This window comes from Catellatospora tritici, assembly GCF_019083965.1.
Taxonomy (GTDB): Bacteria; Actinomycetota; Actinomycetes; order Mycobacteriales; family Micromonosporaceae; genus Catellatospora; species Catellatospora tritici.
Map to the genome: position 1 here is coordinate 170,088 of NZ_JAHRCY010000010.1, position 17,909 is coordinate 187,996.

At 70.8% G+C, this 17,909-nt stretch carries 12 protein-coding genes, 2 pseudogenes and 1 riboswitch; of the genes and pseudogenes, 11 read left to right on the plus strand and 3 right to left on the minus strand.

The annotated features are described in order from the left end of the window. The first annotated feature begins 152 nt into the window (after positions 1–152). On the plus strand, positions 153–1,550 hold the full coding sequence (locus KUA19_RS23370) for an alpha,alpha-trehalose-phosphate synthase (UDP-forming) (RefSeq protein ID WP_217398946.1): 1,398 nt from the start codon (positions 153–155) through the stop codon (positions 1,548–1,550). A gap of 18 nt (positions 1,551–1,568) precedes the next feature. On the opposite strand, the gene KUA19_RS23375 is transcribed toward KUA19_RS23370, so the two are convergent. Then, positions 1,569–2,423, minus strand: coding sequence for a maleylpyruvate isomerase N-terminal domain-containing protein (locus tag KUA19_RS23375; RefSeq protein WP_217398948.1), 855 nt, complete (start codon positions 2,421–2,423; stop codon positions 1,569–1,571). A 167-nt stretch (positions 2,424–2,590) separates the two neighbouring features. Beyond that, complete coding sequence (gene ribB / locus KUA19_RS23380) at positions 2,591–3,277, minus strand: 3,4-dihydroxy-2-butanone-4-phosphate synthase (protein ID WP_217398950.1); 687 nt, start codon at positions 3,275–3,277, stop codon at positions 2,591–2,593. Between the two features lie 217 nt (positions 3,278–3,494). Further along, positions 3,495–3,628, minus strand: a riboswitch (FMN riboswitch). 657 nt (positions 3,629–4,285) lie between these two features. On the opposite strand from ribB, the gene KUA19_RS23385 reads away from it, so the two are divergent. The 10 genes and pseudogenes from KUA19_RS23385 (at position 4,286) to KUA19_RS23425 (ending at position 16,950) form a co-directional block, all read left to right on the plus strand. Then, positions 4,286–6,328 (plus strand): M4 family metallopeptidase, encoded by a 2,043-nt coding sequence (locus KUA19_RS23385; protein ID WP_217398952.1) that lies wholly within the window; start codon positions 4,286–4,288, stop codon positions 6,326–6,328. A 415-nt stretch (positions 6,329–6,743) separates the two neighbouring features. Further along, positions 6,744–7,325 (plus strand): annotated as a pseudogene (locus KUA19_RS45235) (cellulose binding domain-containing protein); the annotation flags it as partial. Positions 7,326–7,623: 298 nt separating this feature from the next. Beyond that, positions 7,624–9,035: pseudogene (locus tag KUA19_RS45240) on the plus strand (glycoside hydrolase family 6 protein); the annotation flags it as partial. Between the two features lie 282 nt (positions 9,036–9,317). Beyond that, positions 9,318–10,172 carry a DMT family protein gene (locus KUA19_RS23395; RefSeq protein ID WP_254549957.1) on the plus strand — a complete coding sequence of 285 codons (855 nt, stop codon included), beginning with the start codon at positions 9,318–9,320 and terminating at the stop codon, positions 10,170–10,172. 230 nt (positions 10,173–10,402) lie between these two features. Beyond that, complete coding sequence (locus tag KUA19_RS23400) at positions 10,403–11,788, plus strand: GH12 family glycosyl hydrolase domain-containing protein (protein WP_217398954.1); 1,386 nt, start codon at positions 10,403–10,405, stop codon at positions 11,786–11,788. A 322-nt stretch (positions 11,789–12,110) separates the two neighbouring features. After that, positions 12,111–12,950: a nitrilase-related carbon-nitrogen hydrolase gene (locus KUA19_RS23405; RefSeq protein WP_217398955.1), complete on the plus strand. Its 840-nt coding sequence runs from the start codon at positions 12,111–12,113 to the stop codon at positions 12,948–12,950. Between the two features lie 14 nt (positions 12,951–12,964). Continuing rightward, positions 12,965–14,371: a dihydropyrimidinase gene (gene hydA / locus KUA19_RS23410; protein ID WP_217398957.1), complete on the plus strand. Its 1,407-nt coding sequence runs from the start codon at positions 12,965–12,967 to the stop codon at positions 14,369–14,371. Between the two features lie 8 nt (positions 14,372–14,379). Next, complete coding sequence (locus KUA19_RS23415; RefSeq protein ID WP_217398959.1) at positions 14,380–15,381, plus strand: TIGR03842 family LLM class F420-dependent oxidoreductase; 1,002 nt, start codon at positions 14,380–14,382, stop codon at positions 15,379–15,381. 55 nt (positions 15,382–15,436) lie between these two features. Continuing rightward, on the plus strand, positions 15,437–16,018 hold the full coding sequence (locus KUA19_RS23420; RefSeq protein WP_217398962.1) for a bifunctional 4-hydroxy-2-oxoglutarate aldolase/2-dehydro-3-deoxy-phosphogluconate aldolase: 582 nt from the start codon (positions 15,437–15,439) through the stop codon (positions 16,016–16,018). Further along, positions 16,015–16,950, plus strand: a complete 936-nt coding sequence (locus KUA19_RS23425) for a sugar kinase (RefSeq protein WP_217398964.1) — start codon at positions 16,015–16,017, stop codon at positions 16,948–16,950. The genes KUA19_RS23420 and KUA19_RS23425 overlap by 4 nt, the downstream gene beginning before the upstream one ends. 136 nt (positions 16,951–17,086) lie before the next feature. Here KUA19_RS23425 and KUA19_RS23430 read toward each other — a convergent pair whose 3' ends face one another. Beyond that, on the minus strand, positions 17,087–17,845 hold the full coding sequence (locus tag KUA19_RS23430) for an IclR family transcriptional regulator (RefSeq protein WP_217398966.1): 759 nt from the start codon (positions 17,843–17,845) through the stop codon (positions 17,087–17,089). Positions 17,846–17,909: the final 64 nt, after the last annotated feature.

Below are 17,909 nucleotides of genomic sequence, written 5' to 3' on the forward strand. Positions count from 1 at the left end.
GCTGCTACACGAAGGTGTACGCGCGTGAAAGTATGTGCTAGCTGTAACTGCCACGTAACTTTTGGTTGATACAAGTTCGCGGGACTCGGTCATTGATACACAGTCGTGCGAACCTTCTCATATCAGCGAAAGCACCGAAAGGGGGGCATCCGATGCGGGACGCCTCGCTAGTCGTGGTCGCCAGCCGCCTTCCCGTCAACGACGCCGCCGCCTCCGAGGGGGTCTTCGAGTGGCGCCGCAGCCCCGGCGGGCTGGGCGGAGCGCTGCATCCCGTACTGAGCAACAAGCCCGCCACCTGGATCGGCTGGGGCGGCACGCCCGGCCCCAGCCGGGAACTGCCGGACGTCGACGGCGTGCACATGGTGCCGGTCGAGCTGTCCGAGGAGGACTTCCGGGACCACTACGAGGGGTTCGCCAACTCGACCCTGTGGCCGCTCTACCACGACGCCGTCGAGCCGGCGGTGCATCATCGCCGCTGGTGGGAGGCGTATCAGCGAGTCAACCAGCGGTACGCCGACGCCGCCGCCCGGGTCGCCGCCCACGGCGCGGTGGTCTGGGTGCAGGACTACCACCTGCAGCTGGTGCCCGCGATGCTGCGCGCCCAGCGGCCCGACCTGCGCATCGGCTTCTTCCTGCACGTGCCGTTCCCGCCGCCGGAGCTGTTCATGCAGCTGCCGCGCCGGGCGGAACTGCTACGCGGCATGCTCGGCGCCGACCTGATCGGCTTCCAGCGCGTGCACGCCGTGCACAACTTCCACCAGCTCACCGCGAAGGTGCTGGGCGCGACCGTCAACGAGCGCGGCGTGGAGATCGACGGGCGCACCGCCTGCACCGGGGCATTCCCGGTGTCGATCGACACCGCCGAGATGGAGGCGCTGGCCCGCCGCGAGGACGTGGTGCGCCAGGCCGCGAAGCTGCGCGCCGACCTGGGCAGCCCGCAGCGGGTGATCCTCAGCGTCGACCGGCTCGACTACACCAAGGGCATCGAGCACCGGCTCAAGGCATACCGGGAGCTGCTGGCCGACGGGCGGCTCAAAGCGCCCGAGACCGTGCTGGTGCAGGTCGCCGTGCCCAGCCGGGAGCGGGTCGAGCAGTATCGGCAGCTGCGCGACCGGGTCGAGCGTGAGGTCGGCCGGATCAACGGCGACTTCGGACGGCTCGGGGTGGCCGCCGTGCACTACCTCAGCCAGGTCTTCGACCGCACCGAACTGGCCGCGCTCTACCGCGCCGCCGACGTCATGGCGGTCACCCCACTGCGCGACGGCATGAACCTCGTCGCCAAGGAGTACGTCGCCGCCCGCGTCGACGAGTGCGGGGCGCTGCTGCTCAGCGAGTTCGCCGGGGCGGCCGCGGAGCTGACGCAGGCGTACCTGGTCAATCCGCACGACGTGGAGGGGCTGAAGGACACGCTGATCGCGGCGCTGGAGGCCGACTCGACCGAGCCGAACGAGGCGATGGCGCAGATGCGCGCCCACCTGCGCGAGCACGACATACAGGCCTGGGCCCGGTCCTACCTGACCGCGCTGGGAGCTGCCTGCGCCGGACGGTGACCGTCGCACCCGCCGTGATCAGGACGGCAGGTGCATCGTGCGCATGAAGGCGGGCAGCAGCCACGGGCGGCGGCCACCGAGCCTGACCTTGCCGGTCAGCGCCGCCCGGGGCTTGCTGACCCGCCCGAACAGCATCAGGTTGAGCGTCGGCGGGTCGAAGGTGAGGCGCACGTCGGCGCGCGGGTCCGGGTCCTCGGCGGTGACGCATCCGTCGGTGAGCACCAGCATCGCCGGGGTCGTGTAGTCCGAGCGGAAGTCGACGGCGATCCGGCCGGGGCGGATCGGGGCGCCGTGCTCGAGCAGGGCGCCGTACCCGGCCTTGGTCACGCCGAGGATGAACAGGTCGAAGAACAGTCCGGCCGCGTACGGGTCCATCGGCCACGGCGTACGCGTCGCCCGCGCGATGTCCCAGCCGTGGATCACCAGCTCGTTGACCATGTGCGCGAGCAGGCCCGCGATGGACAGCCGGGACGCGCCGAGCCAGCTCACCTGCGCGGCCGGGTCGGCCCGCTCGACCGCCGCGAGCAGGCTCGCCGCCGACTCGCGCAGCTGCCGGCTCGACGTGGCGACGTCGCGGCCGGTGAAGTGCGCCAGCACCGCCCGGTTGACCTCGACGACGGTGTCGACGTTGGTCGCGTCGACCAGCGCCAGCGCGCCCGGCATCAGCTCGTCCGGAGAGCGGCCCTGCACCAGGGCGTCGTCCAGCCGCATCAGACTGACCAGGTGGGCCATGGTGTCGGCGATGGTCCAGTCCGCGGTGACCATGGTCTGCGGCGGGTGGGCCTCGGCCAGGGTGATGACGCGCTCGACCGCCTCGGTCAGGGCGCGGCGGGCCAGGTCCCACTGGGCGGGGTCGACGGGCACGGTCGGCATGGTGTCCATGATGGAATCTCGACCCGGCACCCGTGGATACGCTCCCGTGCGCACCTGCCCCGTGCTCCCGCCCACCCGCTATTCATCGACGATGGCCTATCTAGAAGACGGCTGCGGCGTGTCAATGTTCCAGATAGGCCACCGTCGATGCTAAGTGCGGGTTGGGCTCAGCGCCGTACCCCCGGCGCTCCAGGTGCCCCGGCGCCGCCGGGTCCAGCGGGGCGGGCCCGGTGGTCGATGAGGTCCTGGACGGAGATCATCGGTAAGTCGAACCGCTCGGCGAGGGCGACGAGGTCGTCCAGTCGGGCCATGGTCCAGTCGGGCCGGACCACCTCGCAGATCGCGGTCGCCCCGGACAAGCCGCACAGCAGCGACAGGTCCACGCCGGCCTCGGTGTGCCCGTCGCGGGCCAGCACCCCGCCCTCGACGGCCCGGATCGGGAAGATGTGGCCCGGGCGGGCCAGGTCCTGCGGGCGGGTGGTCGCGTCGGCCAGGGCGCGGATGGTCAGGGTGCGGTCACCGACCGAGATGCCGGTGGTGGTGCCCGCGGCCAGGTCCACCGAGACCGTGAACGCGGTGTCGTGCAGGCCGGTGTTCGGCTCGACCATGGGGTGCAGGTTCAGCCGGTCGGCGAGCTGCGGCGTGACGGCCACGCAGATCACCCCGGCGGTGTGGTCGAGCATGAACCGCAGGGCGGCCTCGTCCAGGTGCTCGGCGGCGATCATCAGATCGCCCTCGTTCTCGCGGGACTCGCGGTCGAACACCAGCACGAACCCGCCCCGGGCGAAGACCTCCAGGGCCCGGTCGACGGCGCCGCGCGTCGCGGCGGCGGTGTCGAGGACGGCGTGTGACATGTCCTGTCTCCTTTGGCGTCGGGCGGGACGAGGTGCCCCGCCGTCGTACCGAAGGCATGACGGCCTGAGCCCGCGTGCGCGCACGCGGGCTGATCCGTCAACGCGCGCGGCGGGGGAGGGACACCGGATCGCTCCCGCGGCCGTCGCGCGCCTGCAGATCCGGGTGACAGGCGGCAGCCGGGCGGCACGCGGGCAGCGCGCCGCACAGCAGCGCCTGCCGCGTACTACCTCTCATCCGGACTTTTACCGTCGGTTCCGGAGTTCCACCGGATCGGCCCGCCCCTCGGTGGAGGTGCGGGTTCGCGGACTGTGACCGCCGGTTCGGAGTTTCACCGACCCCGGAGTACGCAAGGTGCCAACTGTCGAGTCGACGGTGTCGCACTGCGTAGAGGAAAGGCAACCCTGCGTGGTCCACGTCACACCGGGACACCCCGGCGAGGTGCCGAAGTTGACGCCAGAATGCCAGGCCAGCCTGTTGATCGGTGCTGTCGGCGGCCATACGCTGCTGCCAGCCTTAGCCGGACGTCCCGAAAAAGTGCGCGAGCCACGATTATCCGCTCTCCCCGACCGGTCATTCGAATGCGCGCGCTCGACGGGTGAGTCGTGCCCGGGATCGGGTGCCCGCAGCCGGGGGCATCCGATCCCGGGCGCTTGCGTCGAAGCCAGGGGAAACACCGGCGCGCGGCTCTCGTCCGACGAGGGCCAGACGCCGGTGTGAATCGCCCATACCGCATTGTCGATATGGTTGCTGAGCTGCCGTGATAGGACCGGCAGCCCTTTTTCATGCCCTTTTTCGGGGCGTTCGTGTCGGTCTTGTGAACTGCCGTACGCGGGTATTGACGGCGTGTTGGTTCATTGATAGGAATTCGCCAATGTAAACGGACGGTGGACCCCCGGGTCGGCAATCCGAACAGGTTGCGACAGCCAAACGTACTGCCGTGACCGCGGATGCGGAGTCCGGAAGCGAGGGTGCCACCCCAACCCTCCAAGGAAGAGGGACACGTGAGAATGTCACGACGTTCGGCCGTGGGCGCGATCCTCACGGCCACGGCGATGGCGTTGGCGGGCACCACCGCCATGGCGTTCACGCCCGCCGCCGCGTCTCCGGTAACCCCTGAGACGGCTCGTGCCGCAGCTGCCAACTCTGCCGCGAGCCTCGTCGCCGCTCGCCCCGCCTACCTGCACGCAGGCGCCGACGACGCGTTCATCCAGAAGGACGTCATCTCCTCGGCGGGCATGCAGTACGTGCCGTTCGAGCGGACCTACCGCGGCCTGCCGGTCGTCGGCGGCGACTTCGTGCTCGTCACCGACAGCGCGGGCGCGCTCAAGGCGTCCTCGGTCGCGCAGGACAAGGCCATCACCGGCCTGGGCGTGCTGCCCAAGGTCAACCAGGCCGCCGCGGTGAAGACTGCTCAGGCCCAGCTCAAGACCGTGACCGGCACCGAGGCCACCTCCCTGGTCGTGCACGCGCTCGGCGCCACCCCGCGCCTGGCCTGGGCGACCACCGTCAACGGCACCGGCGCCGAGGGCGTCAGCCGCCTCACCGTCTACGTCGACGCCCTCACCGGCACCGTGCTCGGCTCCCGTGAGCACGTCACGCGCGGCACCGGCACCGGCGCCATCAACGGCCCGAACCCGCTGACCCTGCAGACCACCCTGTCCGGTGGCACCTACAAGATGCAGGGCAGTTCGCCCACGAACATGCCCTGCCAGGACGCCGCCACCAACACGACGTTCAGCAAGTCGACCGACACCTGGGGCAACGGCACCGGCACCAACAAGGAGACCGGCTGCGTCGACGCGCTGTTCGCCGCGCAGACCGAGGCCGCGATGCTCAGCTCCTGGCTGGGCCGCAACGGCATGAACGGCTCGGGCGGCGCGTGGCCGATCCGGGTCGGCCTCAACGACCAGAACGCGTACTACGACGGCACCCAGGTGCAGATCGGCAAGAACACCGCCGGTGCCTGGATCAGCTCGATGGACGTGGTCGGTCACGAGATGGGCCACGGCATCGACGACAACACCCCCGGTGGCATCTCGGGCGGCAACACCCAGGAGTTCGTGGCCGACACCTTCGGCGCGGCGACCGAGTGGTACGCCAACGAGGGCTCCGCCTACGACCCGCCGGACTTCCAGGTCGGCGAGGAGATCAACCTGGTCGGCAGCGGCCCGATCCGCTACATGTACAACCCGTCGCTGGCCGGTGACGACAACTGCTACTCCAGCAGCATCCCGGGCGAGGAGGTCCACGCGGCGGCCGGCCCCGGCAACCACTGGTTCTACCTGCTGGCGATGGGCTCGAACCCGACCAACGGGCAGCCGACCAGCCCGACCTGCAACAGCACCACCGTGACCGGTGTCGGCATCCAGAACGCCATCAAGATCATGTACAACGCGATGCTGATGAAGACGTCCAGCAGCTCGTACCTGAAGTACCGCACCTGGACGCTGACCTCGGCCAAGAACCTGGACGCCACCTGCGGGCTGTTCAACGCCACGAAGGCCGCCTGGAACGCCGTCAGCGTTCCGGCGCAGACCGGCGACCCGACCTGCGGCACGAGCAGCCCGTCGCCGAGCCCGACGGGCGGCGGCGGTGGCACCTGCTCCGGCCAGAAGCTGCTCAACCCGGGCTTCGAATCGGGCGCGGTCAGCTGGACCTCCAGCTCCGGCGTCATCACCACCGACGCGGGCGAGGCCGCCCACGGCGGCTCGTACAAGGCATGGCTGGACGGTTACGGCGCGACCCACACCGACACGCTGTCGCAGTCGGTGACGATCCCGGCGGGCTGCCACGCCACGCTCACGTACTACCTGCACATCGACACGGCGGAGACCACCACCACGACGGCTTACGACAAGCTGGTCGTGGCGATGGGCGCCACCACCGTCGCGTCGTACTCCAACCTGAACAAGAACACCGGTTACCTGCTGCGCACGGTCGACGTCTCGTCGTTCGCGGGCTCCACGGTGACCCTGAAGTTCACCGGTACCGAGGATGCCTCCCTGCAGACCTCGTTCGTCGTCGACGACACCGCGCTCACCCTGAGCTGAGGGGGCTCAGACCGGTGGGCTGAGTCCCGCCGGTAGGCGCCGGCCACCGCGAACCTTCGCGGTGGCCGGCGTCTTTCGTGTCCCGAAGGCCGGGATTCGGCGGGCCGTCAAACAATCTATGCCAATGACATCGACCGGCATTGTTCAAAGGAAACGCTGATGTAACACTCTGGTTTACCGCGTACGCGGCTGCGGCGCGGCGGTGCCGAGGGCACCGGGATCCCTCCCGGACGGTGCCGAGAAAGACCAGCCTGTCCGGGTCAGGCGGGTGCTCCCTTTCCGGGGCCACGGCGGCCGTGCGACGACCGCCCGGCCCTCGCACGCCCGGACCGTCGCGGTTCCGGGCCGGCTCGAGGAGTCCACCGTGAACAGATCCGTGCACAACCTGCGTCGCAGGCTGCTGTCGCTGCTCGGCGTGGGCGCGCTGGTAGGCGCCTTCGTCGCCACCGCGGGCACCCCGGCCCAGGCCGCGGTCGCCTGCCAGGTCACCTACACCAAAGCCTGGGACAACGGCAGCGGATTCGGCGCCAACCTCACCATCAACAACACCGGCGACGCGTGGACCAGCTGGACGCTGACGTTCACCTGGCCGGGCAACCAGACCGGCATCCAGGGTTGGTCGGCCAACTACAGCCAGTCGGGCAAGAACGTCACCGCCACCAGCCTGTCCTACAACGGCGCCGTCGCCACCGGCGGCTCGGTCGGCATCGGGTTCAACGCCTCCTACAGCGGCACGAACACCAACCCGACCAGCTTCGCCGTCAACGGGGTCACCTGCAACGGCGGCGGCACCGGCAACACCCCGCCCTCGGTCGCCCTGACCAGCCCGACGCCGGGGCAGACCTTCGCCTCCGGCGCCGCCGTGCCGCTGGCCGCCACGGCCACCGACAACAGCGGCGTGGCCCGGGTCGAGTTCCGCGTCGACGGCAACCTGGTCGGCACCGACACCAGCTCGCCGTACAGCTTCAGCGCGACCGGACTGGCCAACGGCGGGCACAGCGCCACGGCCACCGCCGTCGACAACGGCAACCCGGCCCTGTCGACCACCTCGGCCGCGGTGACCTTCACCGTCGGCGGCGGCACCGGCAACCCGGTGCTGCAGGTGAGCGCGGGTTCGCTGGTGGTCAACGAGGGCGGCACCGGCACGTTGACGTACAAGCTCAGCGCGGCACCGAGCGGCAACGTCGCGGTGACCCTGAGCAAGTCCGGCGACGCCGACGTCACGATCTCGGCGAGCAGCCTGACCCTGACCACCGCGAACTGGAGTTCCGGCGTCACCGTCACCGTGTCGGCGGCCGAGGACACCGACACCACCAACGGCACCGCCACCGTCTCGGCGACCTCGGCGGCGGGCAACACCAGCACGACCGTCACCGAGTCCGACAACGACGGCGGCGGCTGCCAGCCGAACTGCAACCGGGTCGACAACCCGTACCAGGGCGCCGGGGTCTACAACAACCCGCAGTGGCGGGCCAGCGCAATGGCCGAGCCCGGCGGTAGCCGGATCGCCAACCAGCCGACCGGGGTATGGCTGGACCAGATCGGCGCCATCGCCGGCAACGGCAGCCCGACCACCGGCACCATGGGCCTGGTGGACCACCTCAACGAGGCGGTCAGCCAGGACGCCGCCAACGGCTCGGCACCGATGGTGATCCAGATCGTCATCTACGACCTACCCGGCCGCGACTGCGCCGCGCTGGCCTCCAACGGCGAGCTGGGCCCCAACGACCTGCCGCGCTACAAGTCGGAGTACATCGACGCCATCGCGGCGATCATGGCCCGGCCCGCCTACGCCAGCCTGCGCATCGTGACGATCGTCGAGATCGACTCGCTGCCCAACCTGGTGACCAACACCAACGGCCGCGCCACCGCCACCGCGATGTGCGACACCATGCTGGCCAACCACGGCTACGTCGACGGCGTCGGCTATGCCCTGGCCAAGCTGGGCGCGATCCCGAACGTCTACAACTACATCGACGCCGCACACCACGGCTGGATCGGCTGGGACGACAACTTCGGGGCCACCGCCACCATCATGTTCCAGGCGGCGACCGCCTCCGGCAGCACCGTGGCCAACGTGCACGGGTTCATCACCGACACGGCCAACTACTCGGCGCTGACCGAGCCGTACGTCGGCGCGGTGACCGAGCAGCTGCGCCAGACCCGCTGGATCGACTGGAACCGGTACAACGAGGAGCTGGCATTCGCGCAGGCGTTCCGCCAGCGGCTCATCCAGGCGGGCTTCCAGTCCGGCATCGGCATGCTGATCGACACCTCCCGCAACGGCTGGGGCAGCTGTGTCGTCACCCCCTGCCAACCGATCCAGACCACCCGGCCCACCGCCGCGAGCAGTTCCACGGACCTGAACACGTTCGTGGACCAGTCGCGCATCGACCGGCGTATCCACAAGGGCAACTGGTGCAACCAGGCGGGGGCGGGCCTCGGCGAGCGCCCGCGCTCGGCGCCCGCGACCGGCATCGACGCGTACGTCTGGATCAAGCCGCCGGGCGAGTCCGACGGTTCCAGCAGCCAGATCCCGAACAGCGAGGGCAAGGGCTTCGACCGGATGTGCGACCCGACGTACACGGGCAACGCCCGTAACGGCAACAGCATGACCGGCGCGCTGCCCAACGCCCCGCTCTCGGGCCACTGGTTCTCCGCCCAGTTCCGGCAGCTGATGGCGAACGCCTACCCGCCGCTGTCGTGACGACGTACGGCAGGCCCGCCCGCGCGGGTGCTCAGAGCGGGCCTGCCGTCCCCGGCCGCCGGGCAGTGCCCGCCCGGCGGAAAGGCCATCGCCGCTGCCCTCGCGGGGCGGCGATGGCGCCGGGAAGGTGCCGCCGGGCGGCGGAACTTGGGCGCGCCGCCCGGCGGCACTTCCACCTGCGCGCGACACGATCTGGCCGGCGCGCTGCTCCTGGGCGAGATCGCCCGTGCTCCGGACAGCCTGGGCGGAACGGGCGGACCAGCCCCCGCACGCTGTGCAAACATGAGATTCATGCTGGTCCTGAGCCTGGTGGGGGCGCTGGCGGCGGCGATCTGCTTCGGGCTGGCCTCGGTGATGCAGGCGGTCGGCCTGCGCCGGATGTCGGCGGGCGGCGGCCCGAACGTCGCGCTGCTGCTGCGCGCATTACGCAGCTGGGCGTTCGTGGTGGGCACCCTGGTGGACCTGCTCGGCTTCGGGTTCGAGCTGCTGGCGCTGCGCAAACTGCCGCTGTTCCTGGTGCAGGCGGCGGTGGCGGCGAGCCTGGCGGTGACGGCGATCGCGGCCAGTGTGGTGATGCGCGAGCGACTGGGTCGCGGCGAGTGGCTGGCGGTGGTCTCGGTCTGCCTTGGGCTGGCCGCGCTGGGCGTGTCGGCCGGGCCGGAGGGCGCTCATGCGGTGCCGCGCGGCTTCTTCCTGGCGCTGGGCGGATGCCTGGTCGGGCTGGGGCTGCTGGGGGCGGCGGCGAGCAGGTTGCCGGTGCGGCTGCGTACGGTGACCATGGGCGCCTGTGCGGGCCTGTGCTTCGGTGTGCTGGCCCTGGCCGCGCGTACGCTGCCCGAGCTGTCCCCGGCCCGGCTGCTGCGGGAGCCCGCGACGTATCTGGTCGCGGCGTCCGGGCTGGTGGCGTTTCTGCTGTGGACCAGTGCGCTGTCGAGCGGATCGGTGACCACGGCGACGGCCGGGATGGTGGTGGGGGAGACGCTGCTGCCCGCGCTGGCCGGGGTGCTGGTGCTCGGCGACGGGGCCCGGCCGGGCTTCGTGCCGGTGGCGTTGGCCGGGTTCGTGCTGGCCGTGGGTGGTGCGCTGGCGCTGGCGCGCTTCGGTGAGGTGGGCACGCCCGTCGCCGAGCCGGTGTAACTTTCACGGCCGGATTCCGGGCGGTGCGGTCGGTCGGCGCTTCCTGTTTCCCGGGCGTTCGTCCAGATCGACCGGACGTGACACATCCGTGCGCCGCCCGACATCCAGCCGAAACATGCCATCGGCGGGCATCGCTGTTTACAGGCAGTTCGACGGTGGCCTATGGTACGCGGTGGAAGCGCTCCCACATCCGTTCCCTCCTGATCCCTCCTCCCTGCCCAAGGAGTGATATGCGAGTCACCAAGCACCGGCTCACCAGGTTCGCCTCGGCGGTCCTGCTGACCGTCGGCGCCACCGCCGCCGGGCTCGTCGCCGCGACGCCCGCGCACGCGGCCACCATCTGTGAGCAGTACGGCACGGTCGTGGCCGGCAACTATGTCATCCAGAACAACCGCTGGGGCACCACCGCCACCCAGTGCATCAACACCACCAGCAACGGGTTCTCGATCACCCAGCAGGACGGCACCGGCAACACCTCCGGCGCCCCGGTGTCGTACCCGTCGATCTTCCTCGGCTGCCACTACAGCAACTGCAGCCCGAGTTCGCCGCTGCCCAAGCAGATCAGCACCATCGGCACCGCCAGCAGCAGCCTCAGCGTGTCCTACCCGTCCAGCGGCACCTGGGACGCGGCGTACGACATCTGGCTCAACGCCGACACCAACGTCAGCGGGGTCCAGGACACCGAGATCATGATCTGGTTCAACCGCCAGGGCAGCATCCAGCCGATCGGTTCCCAGACCGGCACCGCGAACCTGGCCGGGCGCAGCTGGAACGTGTGGACCGGCAACAACGGCGGCAACAACGTCGTGTCGTACCTGTTCACCGGCTCGCCCGTCACGTCGCTGACCTTCGACGTGAAGGACTTCATCAACGACACGTTCTCCCGCGGCTCGGTGTACGGCAACACCAACTGGTACCTGACCAGCGTCCAGGCGGGCTTCGAGCCGTGGATCGGCGGCGTCGGCCTGGCCGTGAACTCGTTCTCGGCCTCGGTCACGACCGGTGGCGGCACGCAGGTGCCGGGCACGCCGGGCACGCCGACGGCGTCGAACGTGACCGCGTCGTCGCTGTCGCTGAGCTGGGCGGCTTCGTCCGGCACGGTCTCGGGTTACCAGGTCGAGCGGGCCACCGGCGCGTCCAGCACCAGCTTCTCGCAGGTGGGTGCGCCGACCGGCACGTCGTTCAGCGACTCGGGGCTGGCCGCGAACACCACCTACCGGTACCGCGTGCGGGCGACCAACTCGGCCGGTGCCTCCGGCTACTCCGGCATCGTGAACGTCACCACCACCTCCGGCGGTGGCGGCGGCAGCGGCTGCACCACGACCACCTCGGTGCAGAGCTCCTGGGCCGGCGGGTACGTGCTGACGGTGACCGTCACCAACAGCGGCTCGACCACGCTCAACGGCTGGCACTCCACGGTGACCCTGCCCTCCGGCCACGCCCACACCGGCTCGTGGCCCGCGACGGCGGCGGTCAGCGGCCAGAACGTGACCGAGGCGAACGTGGACTGGAACCGCACCCTCAGCCCCGGCCAGAGCACCACCTGGGGTCTCCAGGCGACCCGTGGGGCCGGCGACAACTCGCTGCCGACCGTGTTCGCCTGCACCACTCCGTAGGTACCTGAGAGGAAGGGCGCGGCTCCGGTTCGGAGTCGCGCCCTTTCCGTCGTGTCCGGACAGTGGGGACAAGGCGAGCTCTGTTCCCGTCGGTTTGTATGACCGTATGAACGGTGCACCGCGGCGGCGCATGGATGTCGGGTCATGCGCCAATTCCTCGTCCGCCGCCGTGCGTGTTGACTCCTTGCATGCTGACCTCGTCGTCCGCATCCAGCGCCGCATCGACGTGAACCCCTCCTGGCTGACGCGCGTTGCGGGCCGCCGGCCGACTGGCGAGCAGTCGTGTCGTTGGGCCGAACGTTAGTAGGACGGAGTTCGAGACATGCCGGATAGCATCCGCGCCGCCCTCGTCCAGACCACCTGGACAGGCGACAAAGAGTCGATGATCAAGGCGCATGAGGAGTACGCCCGGCAGGCGGCGGCGCAGGGCGCCAAGGTGATCTGCTTCCAGGAGTTGTTCTACGGCCCGTACTTCTGCCAGGTGCAGGACGCGCAGTTCTACTCCTATGCCGAGTCGATCCCCGGCCCGACGACAGAGCGGTTCCAGGCGTTGGCGCGAGAACTGGGCCTGGTGATGATCCTGCCGATGTACGAGCAGGAACAGCCGGGAGTGCTGTACAACACCGCCGCCGTGATCGACGCCGACGGCCGCTACCTCGGCAAGTACCGCAAGACGCACATCCCGCAGGTGCGGGGTTTCTGGGAGAAGTTCTACTTCCGGCCCGGCAACCTGGGCTATCCCGTGTTCGACACGGCGGTGGGCAAGGTCGGGGTGTACATCTGCTACGACCGGCACTTCCCCGAGGGCTGGCGGGCGCTGGGGCTGGCCGGGGCGCAGCTGGTGTTCAACCCGTCGGCGACCAGCCGGGGGCTGTCGTCGTACCTGTGGAAGTTGGAGCAGCCGGCCTCGGCGGTGGCCAACGAGTACTTCATCGGCGCGATCAACCGGGTCGGCGTCGAAGACCTGGGTGACAACGACTTCTATGGCACCTCGTACTTCGTCGACCCGGAGGGCAGGTTCGTCGGCGAGCCGGCCGACGCGTACGCCCAAGAGCTGGTGGTGCGCGACCTGAACCTGGCGCTGCTGGCCGAGGTGCGCGACCGGTGGGCGTTCTACCGCGACCGCCGCCCCGACGCGTACGGCCCGCTGGTCCAGGCGTGAGCGCGGAGGCCACCATGTCGATCCTCATCACCGGCGGCACCGTCGTCACAGCCAGCGGTCGGCACGCCGCCGACGTCCTGGTCGAGGGCGAGACGATCACCGCGCTGTTCGCGCCCGGCCGAGCGCCGGACGTACCGGGTGCGCGGATCGTCGACGCGACCGGCAAGTACGTCATCCCGGGCGGCGTCGACGCGCACACGCACATGGAGCTGCCGTTCGGCGGCACGTTCGCCTCCGACACGTTCGAGTCAGGGACCCGCGCGGCGGCGTTCGGCGGGACTACCACGATCGTCGACTTCGCCGTGCAGCGTTCGGGTGAGAACGTCCACGACGGGCTGGCCGCCTGGCACGCCAAGGCCGAGGGCAACTGCCACATCGACTACGCCTTCCACATGATCATCGGTGGCGTCGACGACGAGTCGCTCAAGGCCATGGACACCCTGGTCGACGCCGAGGGCATCAGCAGCTTCAAGCTGTTCATGGCGTATCCGGGCGTCTTCTACAGTGACGACGGCCAGATCCTGCGTGCGATGCAGAAGGCCCGTGACAACGGCTCCATGATCATGATGCATGCGGAGAACGGCATCGCGATCGACGTGCTGATCGGCCAGGCCCTGACCCGCGGCGAGACCGACCCCGTCCACCACGGGCTCACCCGCCCGGCGGAGCTGGAGGCCGAGGCGACCCGGCGGGCGATCTCGCTGGCGCAGGTCGCCGGGGACACCCCGCTCTACATCGTGCACCTGTCGGCGTCGCAAGCCCTGGAAGCCGTCGCGCAGGCCCGTGACACCGGCCGCAACGTCTTCGCCGAGACCTGCCCCCAGTACCTCTACCTGACGTTGGAGGACCAGCTCGGCGCGCCGGGGTTCGAGGGCGCGAAATGGGTCTGCTCCACGCCATTGCGCTCCAGGCACGAACCGCACCAGCGGGACCTGTGGCGCGGGCTGCGCAGCAACGATCTCGCGATCGTCTCCACGGACCACTGCCCGTTCTGCTTCAAGGACCAGAAGGAGCTCGGGCTGGGCGACTTCTCGAAGATCCCCAACGGCATCGGCGGCGTCGAGCACCGCGTCGACCTGCTCTACCAGGGCGTCGTCGACGGCAAGCTGTCCCTGGAACGCTGGGTCGAGACCATCGCCACCACGCCGGCGCGCATGTTCGGCCTGTATCCCCGAAAGGGTGTCATCGCCCCGGGTGCCGATGCCGACATCGTGGTGTACGACCCGAGCGGCCGCACCACGATCAGCGTGCACACGCACCACATGAACATGGACCACTCCGCCTACGAGGGCTTTGAGATCGCTGGGAAGGTCGACACCGTCATCTCCCGCGGCAGCGTGCTCCTGTCCGGCGGCGAGTATCACGGACGCAAGGGTCACGGCCGCTATCTGCGGCGCGGCCTGTCGAGCTATCTGGTGTAGGGGCAGGTATGGACATCGGAGTCGTCTTCCAGCTCGATCCGCCGGCCAGTCGTGTGGTCGAGCTCGCCCAGCAGGCCGAGGCCGCCGGGTTCAGCCACGTGTGGTCGTTCGACTCGCATCTGCTGTGGCAGGAGCCGTACGTCATCTACAGCGCGATCCTGGGCGCGACCGAGCGGGTGGTCGTCGGGCCGATGGTGACCAACCCGGGCACCCGCGACGTCACCGTCACCGCCAGCACCTTCGCCACCCTCAACGAGATCTACGGCAACCGGACCGTGTGCGGCATCGGCCGCGGCGACTCGGCCCGGCGCACACTGGGCATGCCGCCGACGAACCTCGCCGAGCTGCGCGAGTCGGTACACGTGATCAGGGAACTGGGCAACGGTCGCGAGGTGGAGCACCGCGGTTCGACGCTGCGCTTCCCGTGGGTGACGGACTCCAAACTCGACGTGTGGGTCGCCGCATACGGACCCAAAGCGCTCAAGCTCACGGGCGAGGTCGCCGACGGGTTCATCCTGCAGTTGGCGGACCTCGACATCGCCGCGTGGATGATCGAGGCCGTGCGCACGGCCGCCGAACGGGCCGGGCGCGACCCGCTCGCGGTGAAGTTCTGCGTCGCCGCGCCCGCGTACGTCGGCGACGACCTGGCCCACCAGCGCGAGCAGACCCGCTGGTTCGGCGGCATGGTCGGCAACCACATCGCCGACATCGTGGCCCGTTACGGCGACACCGGCGCCGTGCCGAGGGCGCTGACCGACTACATCAAGAACCGGGAGGGGTACGACTACAGCGAGCACGGCCGGGCCGGCAACAGCCACACCCGGTTCGTGCCCGACGAGATCGTGGACCGCTTCTGCGTGCTCGGCCCGGTCGACGCCCACATCGAGAAGCTCACCAGGCTGCGCGAACTGGGCGTGGACCAGTTCGCGGTGTACCTGCAGCATGACGCCAAGGAGCAGACCCTGCGGGCATACGGGGAGAAGGTCATCCCGGCGCTCAGCGCGCGCTGACACCTGGCGGCCGAGTGGTTGCCTGATTCCATCAGACGGACTATCGTTCCGCCCGATGGAATCTCTGGTGGAAAGTCTGCGGCACGCCAAGGTCGTGCCGGTGCTGCGCCGCGCCGACGGCGCCGAAGCCGAGGCGGTCGCGCGAACGCTGCTCGACGCGGGGCTGCCCGTGGTGGAGCTGACCGCGAACACCCCGGACTGGGCCGGTGTGCTCGGGCGGCTGCGGGCGTCGTACCCCCACGCGGTCCTGGGGGTCGGCACGGTCTGCGCGCCGGACGTCGCCCGTGCCGCCTGCGACGCCGGGGCCGACTTCCTGGTCAGCCCGTGGCCCGTGCCGGACGTGCGGGCGTACGCCGACTCGCGCGGCGTGCCGCTGTGCGAGGGCGGGTTCACCCCCGGCGAGATCGCCGCCGCTGCTCGGCACGGCATCGCCAAGCTGTTCCCGGCCCACGCGGTCGGCCCGAGCTACCTCAAGTCGGTGCAGGCGGTGCTGCCCGCGGGCAGCCAGGTCATGCCCACCGGTGGCATCAAGCTCGCCGACGTGCCCGCGTGGCTGTCGGCCGGGGCGATCGCCGTCGGCATCGGCAGCGACCTCGACCGGCTGCCGCAGGTGTGGCACGAACTGGGCACCGCATGAGCTACGACGTCGTGGTCGTCGGCGAGCCGCTGCTGGAGTTCGCCGCGGCCGAGCCGCTGACCGAGGCGGTCACGTTCACGCTTGGCTTCTCCGGTGACGCGCTCAACGCCGCCGTCGCCGCCGCGGCGGCCGGAGCGCGCACCGCGCTGCTGACCCGGCTCGGCACCGACGAACTCGCCGACCGGCTGGTCGCGTTCCTGGCGGCGCGCGGCGTGGACACCGCACTGGTGCGGCGCGTCGGCGGCCAGACCGGCGGGTACGTCCTCGGCGCGGACCCGGCCGGGGTACGCGGCTTCGCCTACCTGCGCGCGGGCAGCGCCGCCACCACCCTCGATCCGTCCGATCTGGACGACGAGGTGCTCGGCGCGACGAAGGCGCTGCTGTTCAGCGGGATCACCGCCGGGCTGTCCGAGTCGTGCGCGCGGACGGTGCGCGCGGCCGCGCGGCAGGTGCGGCAGTCCGGCGGCCACGTCGTGTACGACCCGAACTTCCGTCCCCGGCTCACCACCGCCGAGCGGGCGAGCGCGCTCTTCGCCGAGCTCGCGTCCGACCTGACCGTGGCGCTGCCCTCGGCACCGGCCGACACGTCCGCGCTGTTCGGCTGCGTGGACGCGGCGACCGCCGCCGGGCACGTGCACCGGCTCGGCGTGCCGTACGCGGTGATCACCCGCGGTGCCGACGGCCTGTACCTCTCCGATCAGGGCCGGGGCCTGGATCTGCCGGTCGTGCCCGCGCCCGCGCTGGTCGACGCGACCGGGGCGGGCGACTGCTTCGCCGGGACCCTGACCGCCCGGCTGGCACTGGGCGACGGGCTGCTCGACGCGACCCGGCTGGCCTCGGCCGCCGCCTCGCTGGCGCTGGGCGGCCGCGGCGGCACCGGCTTGGTACCCACCCTGGCCCAGACCCGCGCCCACCTCACCGCCTCCGCCTGACCGGCCCACCCGTCCTGCCCCACCTCGCTTGCCCGGCCCCGCCCGCCCCGTGCGTCGGGGCGGGCCGATGATCGTAGTTTGCGGTCAGCCCAGGCACTCGCACCCGAGCAGACGACCGCGACCGCGACCGACGATCCTAGGCGGGCGAGCCGAGTGAGGCGGAGATGCGCTCCGCCGCGGCGCGTACCTGCGCGCCCAGGGCGGGCACCCGCTCGGCGGGCAGCTCCAGCACCAGCGCGGAGGCGCTGACCGCACCGACGACCCTGCCCTCGGTGCCGGTCACCGCCGCCGCCACGCAGCGCAGGCCCGGCTCGTTCTCCTCGTCGTCGACGGCGTAGCCGTCCACGCGCACCTGCTCCAGGGCTGCGAGCAGCGGCTTTACCCCGGACGCGGTGCGCGGGGTGTGCCGGGGCAGGCCGGTGCGGGCGGCCAGTTCGCGCACCTGCGCGTCGGGCAGCCGCGCCAGGATCGCCTTGCCGATCGCGGTCGAGTGCAGGTCGAGGCTCTGCCCGACCCGCGAGCGCATGTCGTACGGCTGCGGACCGGCGATCTTGTCGGCGTACACGGCGCGGTCGCCGTCGTGCAGGCCGAGGTGGACGGTGAACCCGGTGCGGTCGCGCAGCGCTTCGAGCTCCGGCCGGGCGGCCCGGGTCGGGTCCAGTGCCCCCATGACCCGTCCGGCCAGCGCCAGCACCCGGGGGCCGGGCAGGTAGCCGCCGTGCCCGTCGGCGGCGGCGAACCCGCGCGCCACCAGCGACTGCAGGATGCGGTGCACGGTGGACTTCGGCAGCCCGGTCGCGGCGGCCAGCTCGGCCAGCCGCTGGTGCCCGGCCAGCGCCTCCAGCACCGACAGCACCTTGTCGGCGGCGCCGCCCGCGTTGCCGCTGCTGGTCATGGCTCGCAGCCTATCGGCCGCCCGACCGGGCGCCTACGGCACCACCTGGGCCCGCCGGTTTTCC

Coding starts and splice junctions, on each gene's coding strand:
- KUA19_RS23420 (WP_217398962.1), top strand. CDS start 15,437: ATGGAATCTCTGGTGGAAAGTCTGCGGCACGCCAAGGTCGTGCCGGTG.
- KUA19_RS23425 (WP_217398964.1), top strand. CDS start 16,015: ATGAGCTACGACGTCGTGGTCGTCGGCGAGCCGCTGCTGGAGTTCGCC.
- KUA19_RS23385 (WP_217398952.1), top strand. CDS start 4,286: ATGTCACGACGTTCGGCCGTGGGCGCGATCCTCACGGCCACGGCGATG.
- KUA19_RS23415 (WP_217398959.1), top strand. CDS start 14,380: ATGGACATCGGAGTCGTCTTCCAGCTCGATCCGCCGGCCAGTCGTGTG.
- KUA19_RS23400 (WP_217398954.1), top strand. CDS start 10,403: ATGCGAGTCACCAAGCACCGGCTCACCAGGTTCGCCTCGGCGGTCCTG.
- KUA19_RS23430 (WP_217398966.1), bottom strand. CDS start 17,845: ATGACCAGCAGCGGCAACGCGGGCGGCGCCGCCGACAAGGTGCTGTCG.
- hydA (WP_217398957.1), top strand. CDS start 12,965: ATGTCGATCCTCATCACCGGCGGCACCGTCGTCACAGCCAGCGGTCGG.
- KUA19_RS23405 (WP_217398955.1), top strand. CDS start 12,111: ATGCCGGATAGCATCCGCGCCGCCCTCGTCCAGACCACCTGGACAGGC.
- ribB (WP_217398950.1), bottom strand. CDS start 3,277: ATGTCACACGCCGTCCTCGACACCGCCGCCGCGACGCGCGGCGCCGTC.
- KUA19_RS23370 (WP_217398946.1), top strand. CDS start 153: ATGCGGGACGCCTCGCTAGTCGTGGTCGCCAGCCGCCTTCCCGTCAAC.
- KUA19_RS23395 (WP_254549957.1), top strand. CDS start 9,318: ATGAGATTCATGCTGGTCCTGAGCCTGGTGGGGGCGCTGGCGGCGGCG.
- KUA19_RS23375 (WP_217398948.1), bottom strand. CDS start 2,423: ATGCCGACCGTGCCCGTCGACCCCGCCCAGTGGGACCTGGCCCGCCGC.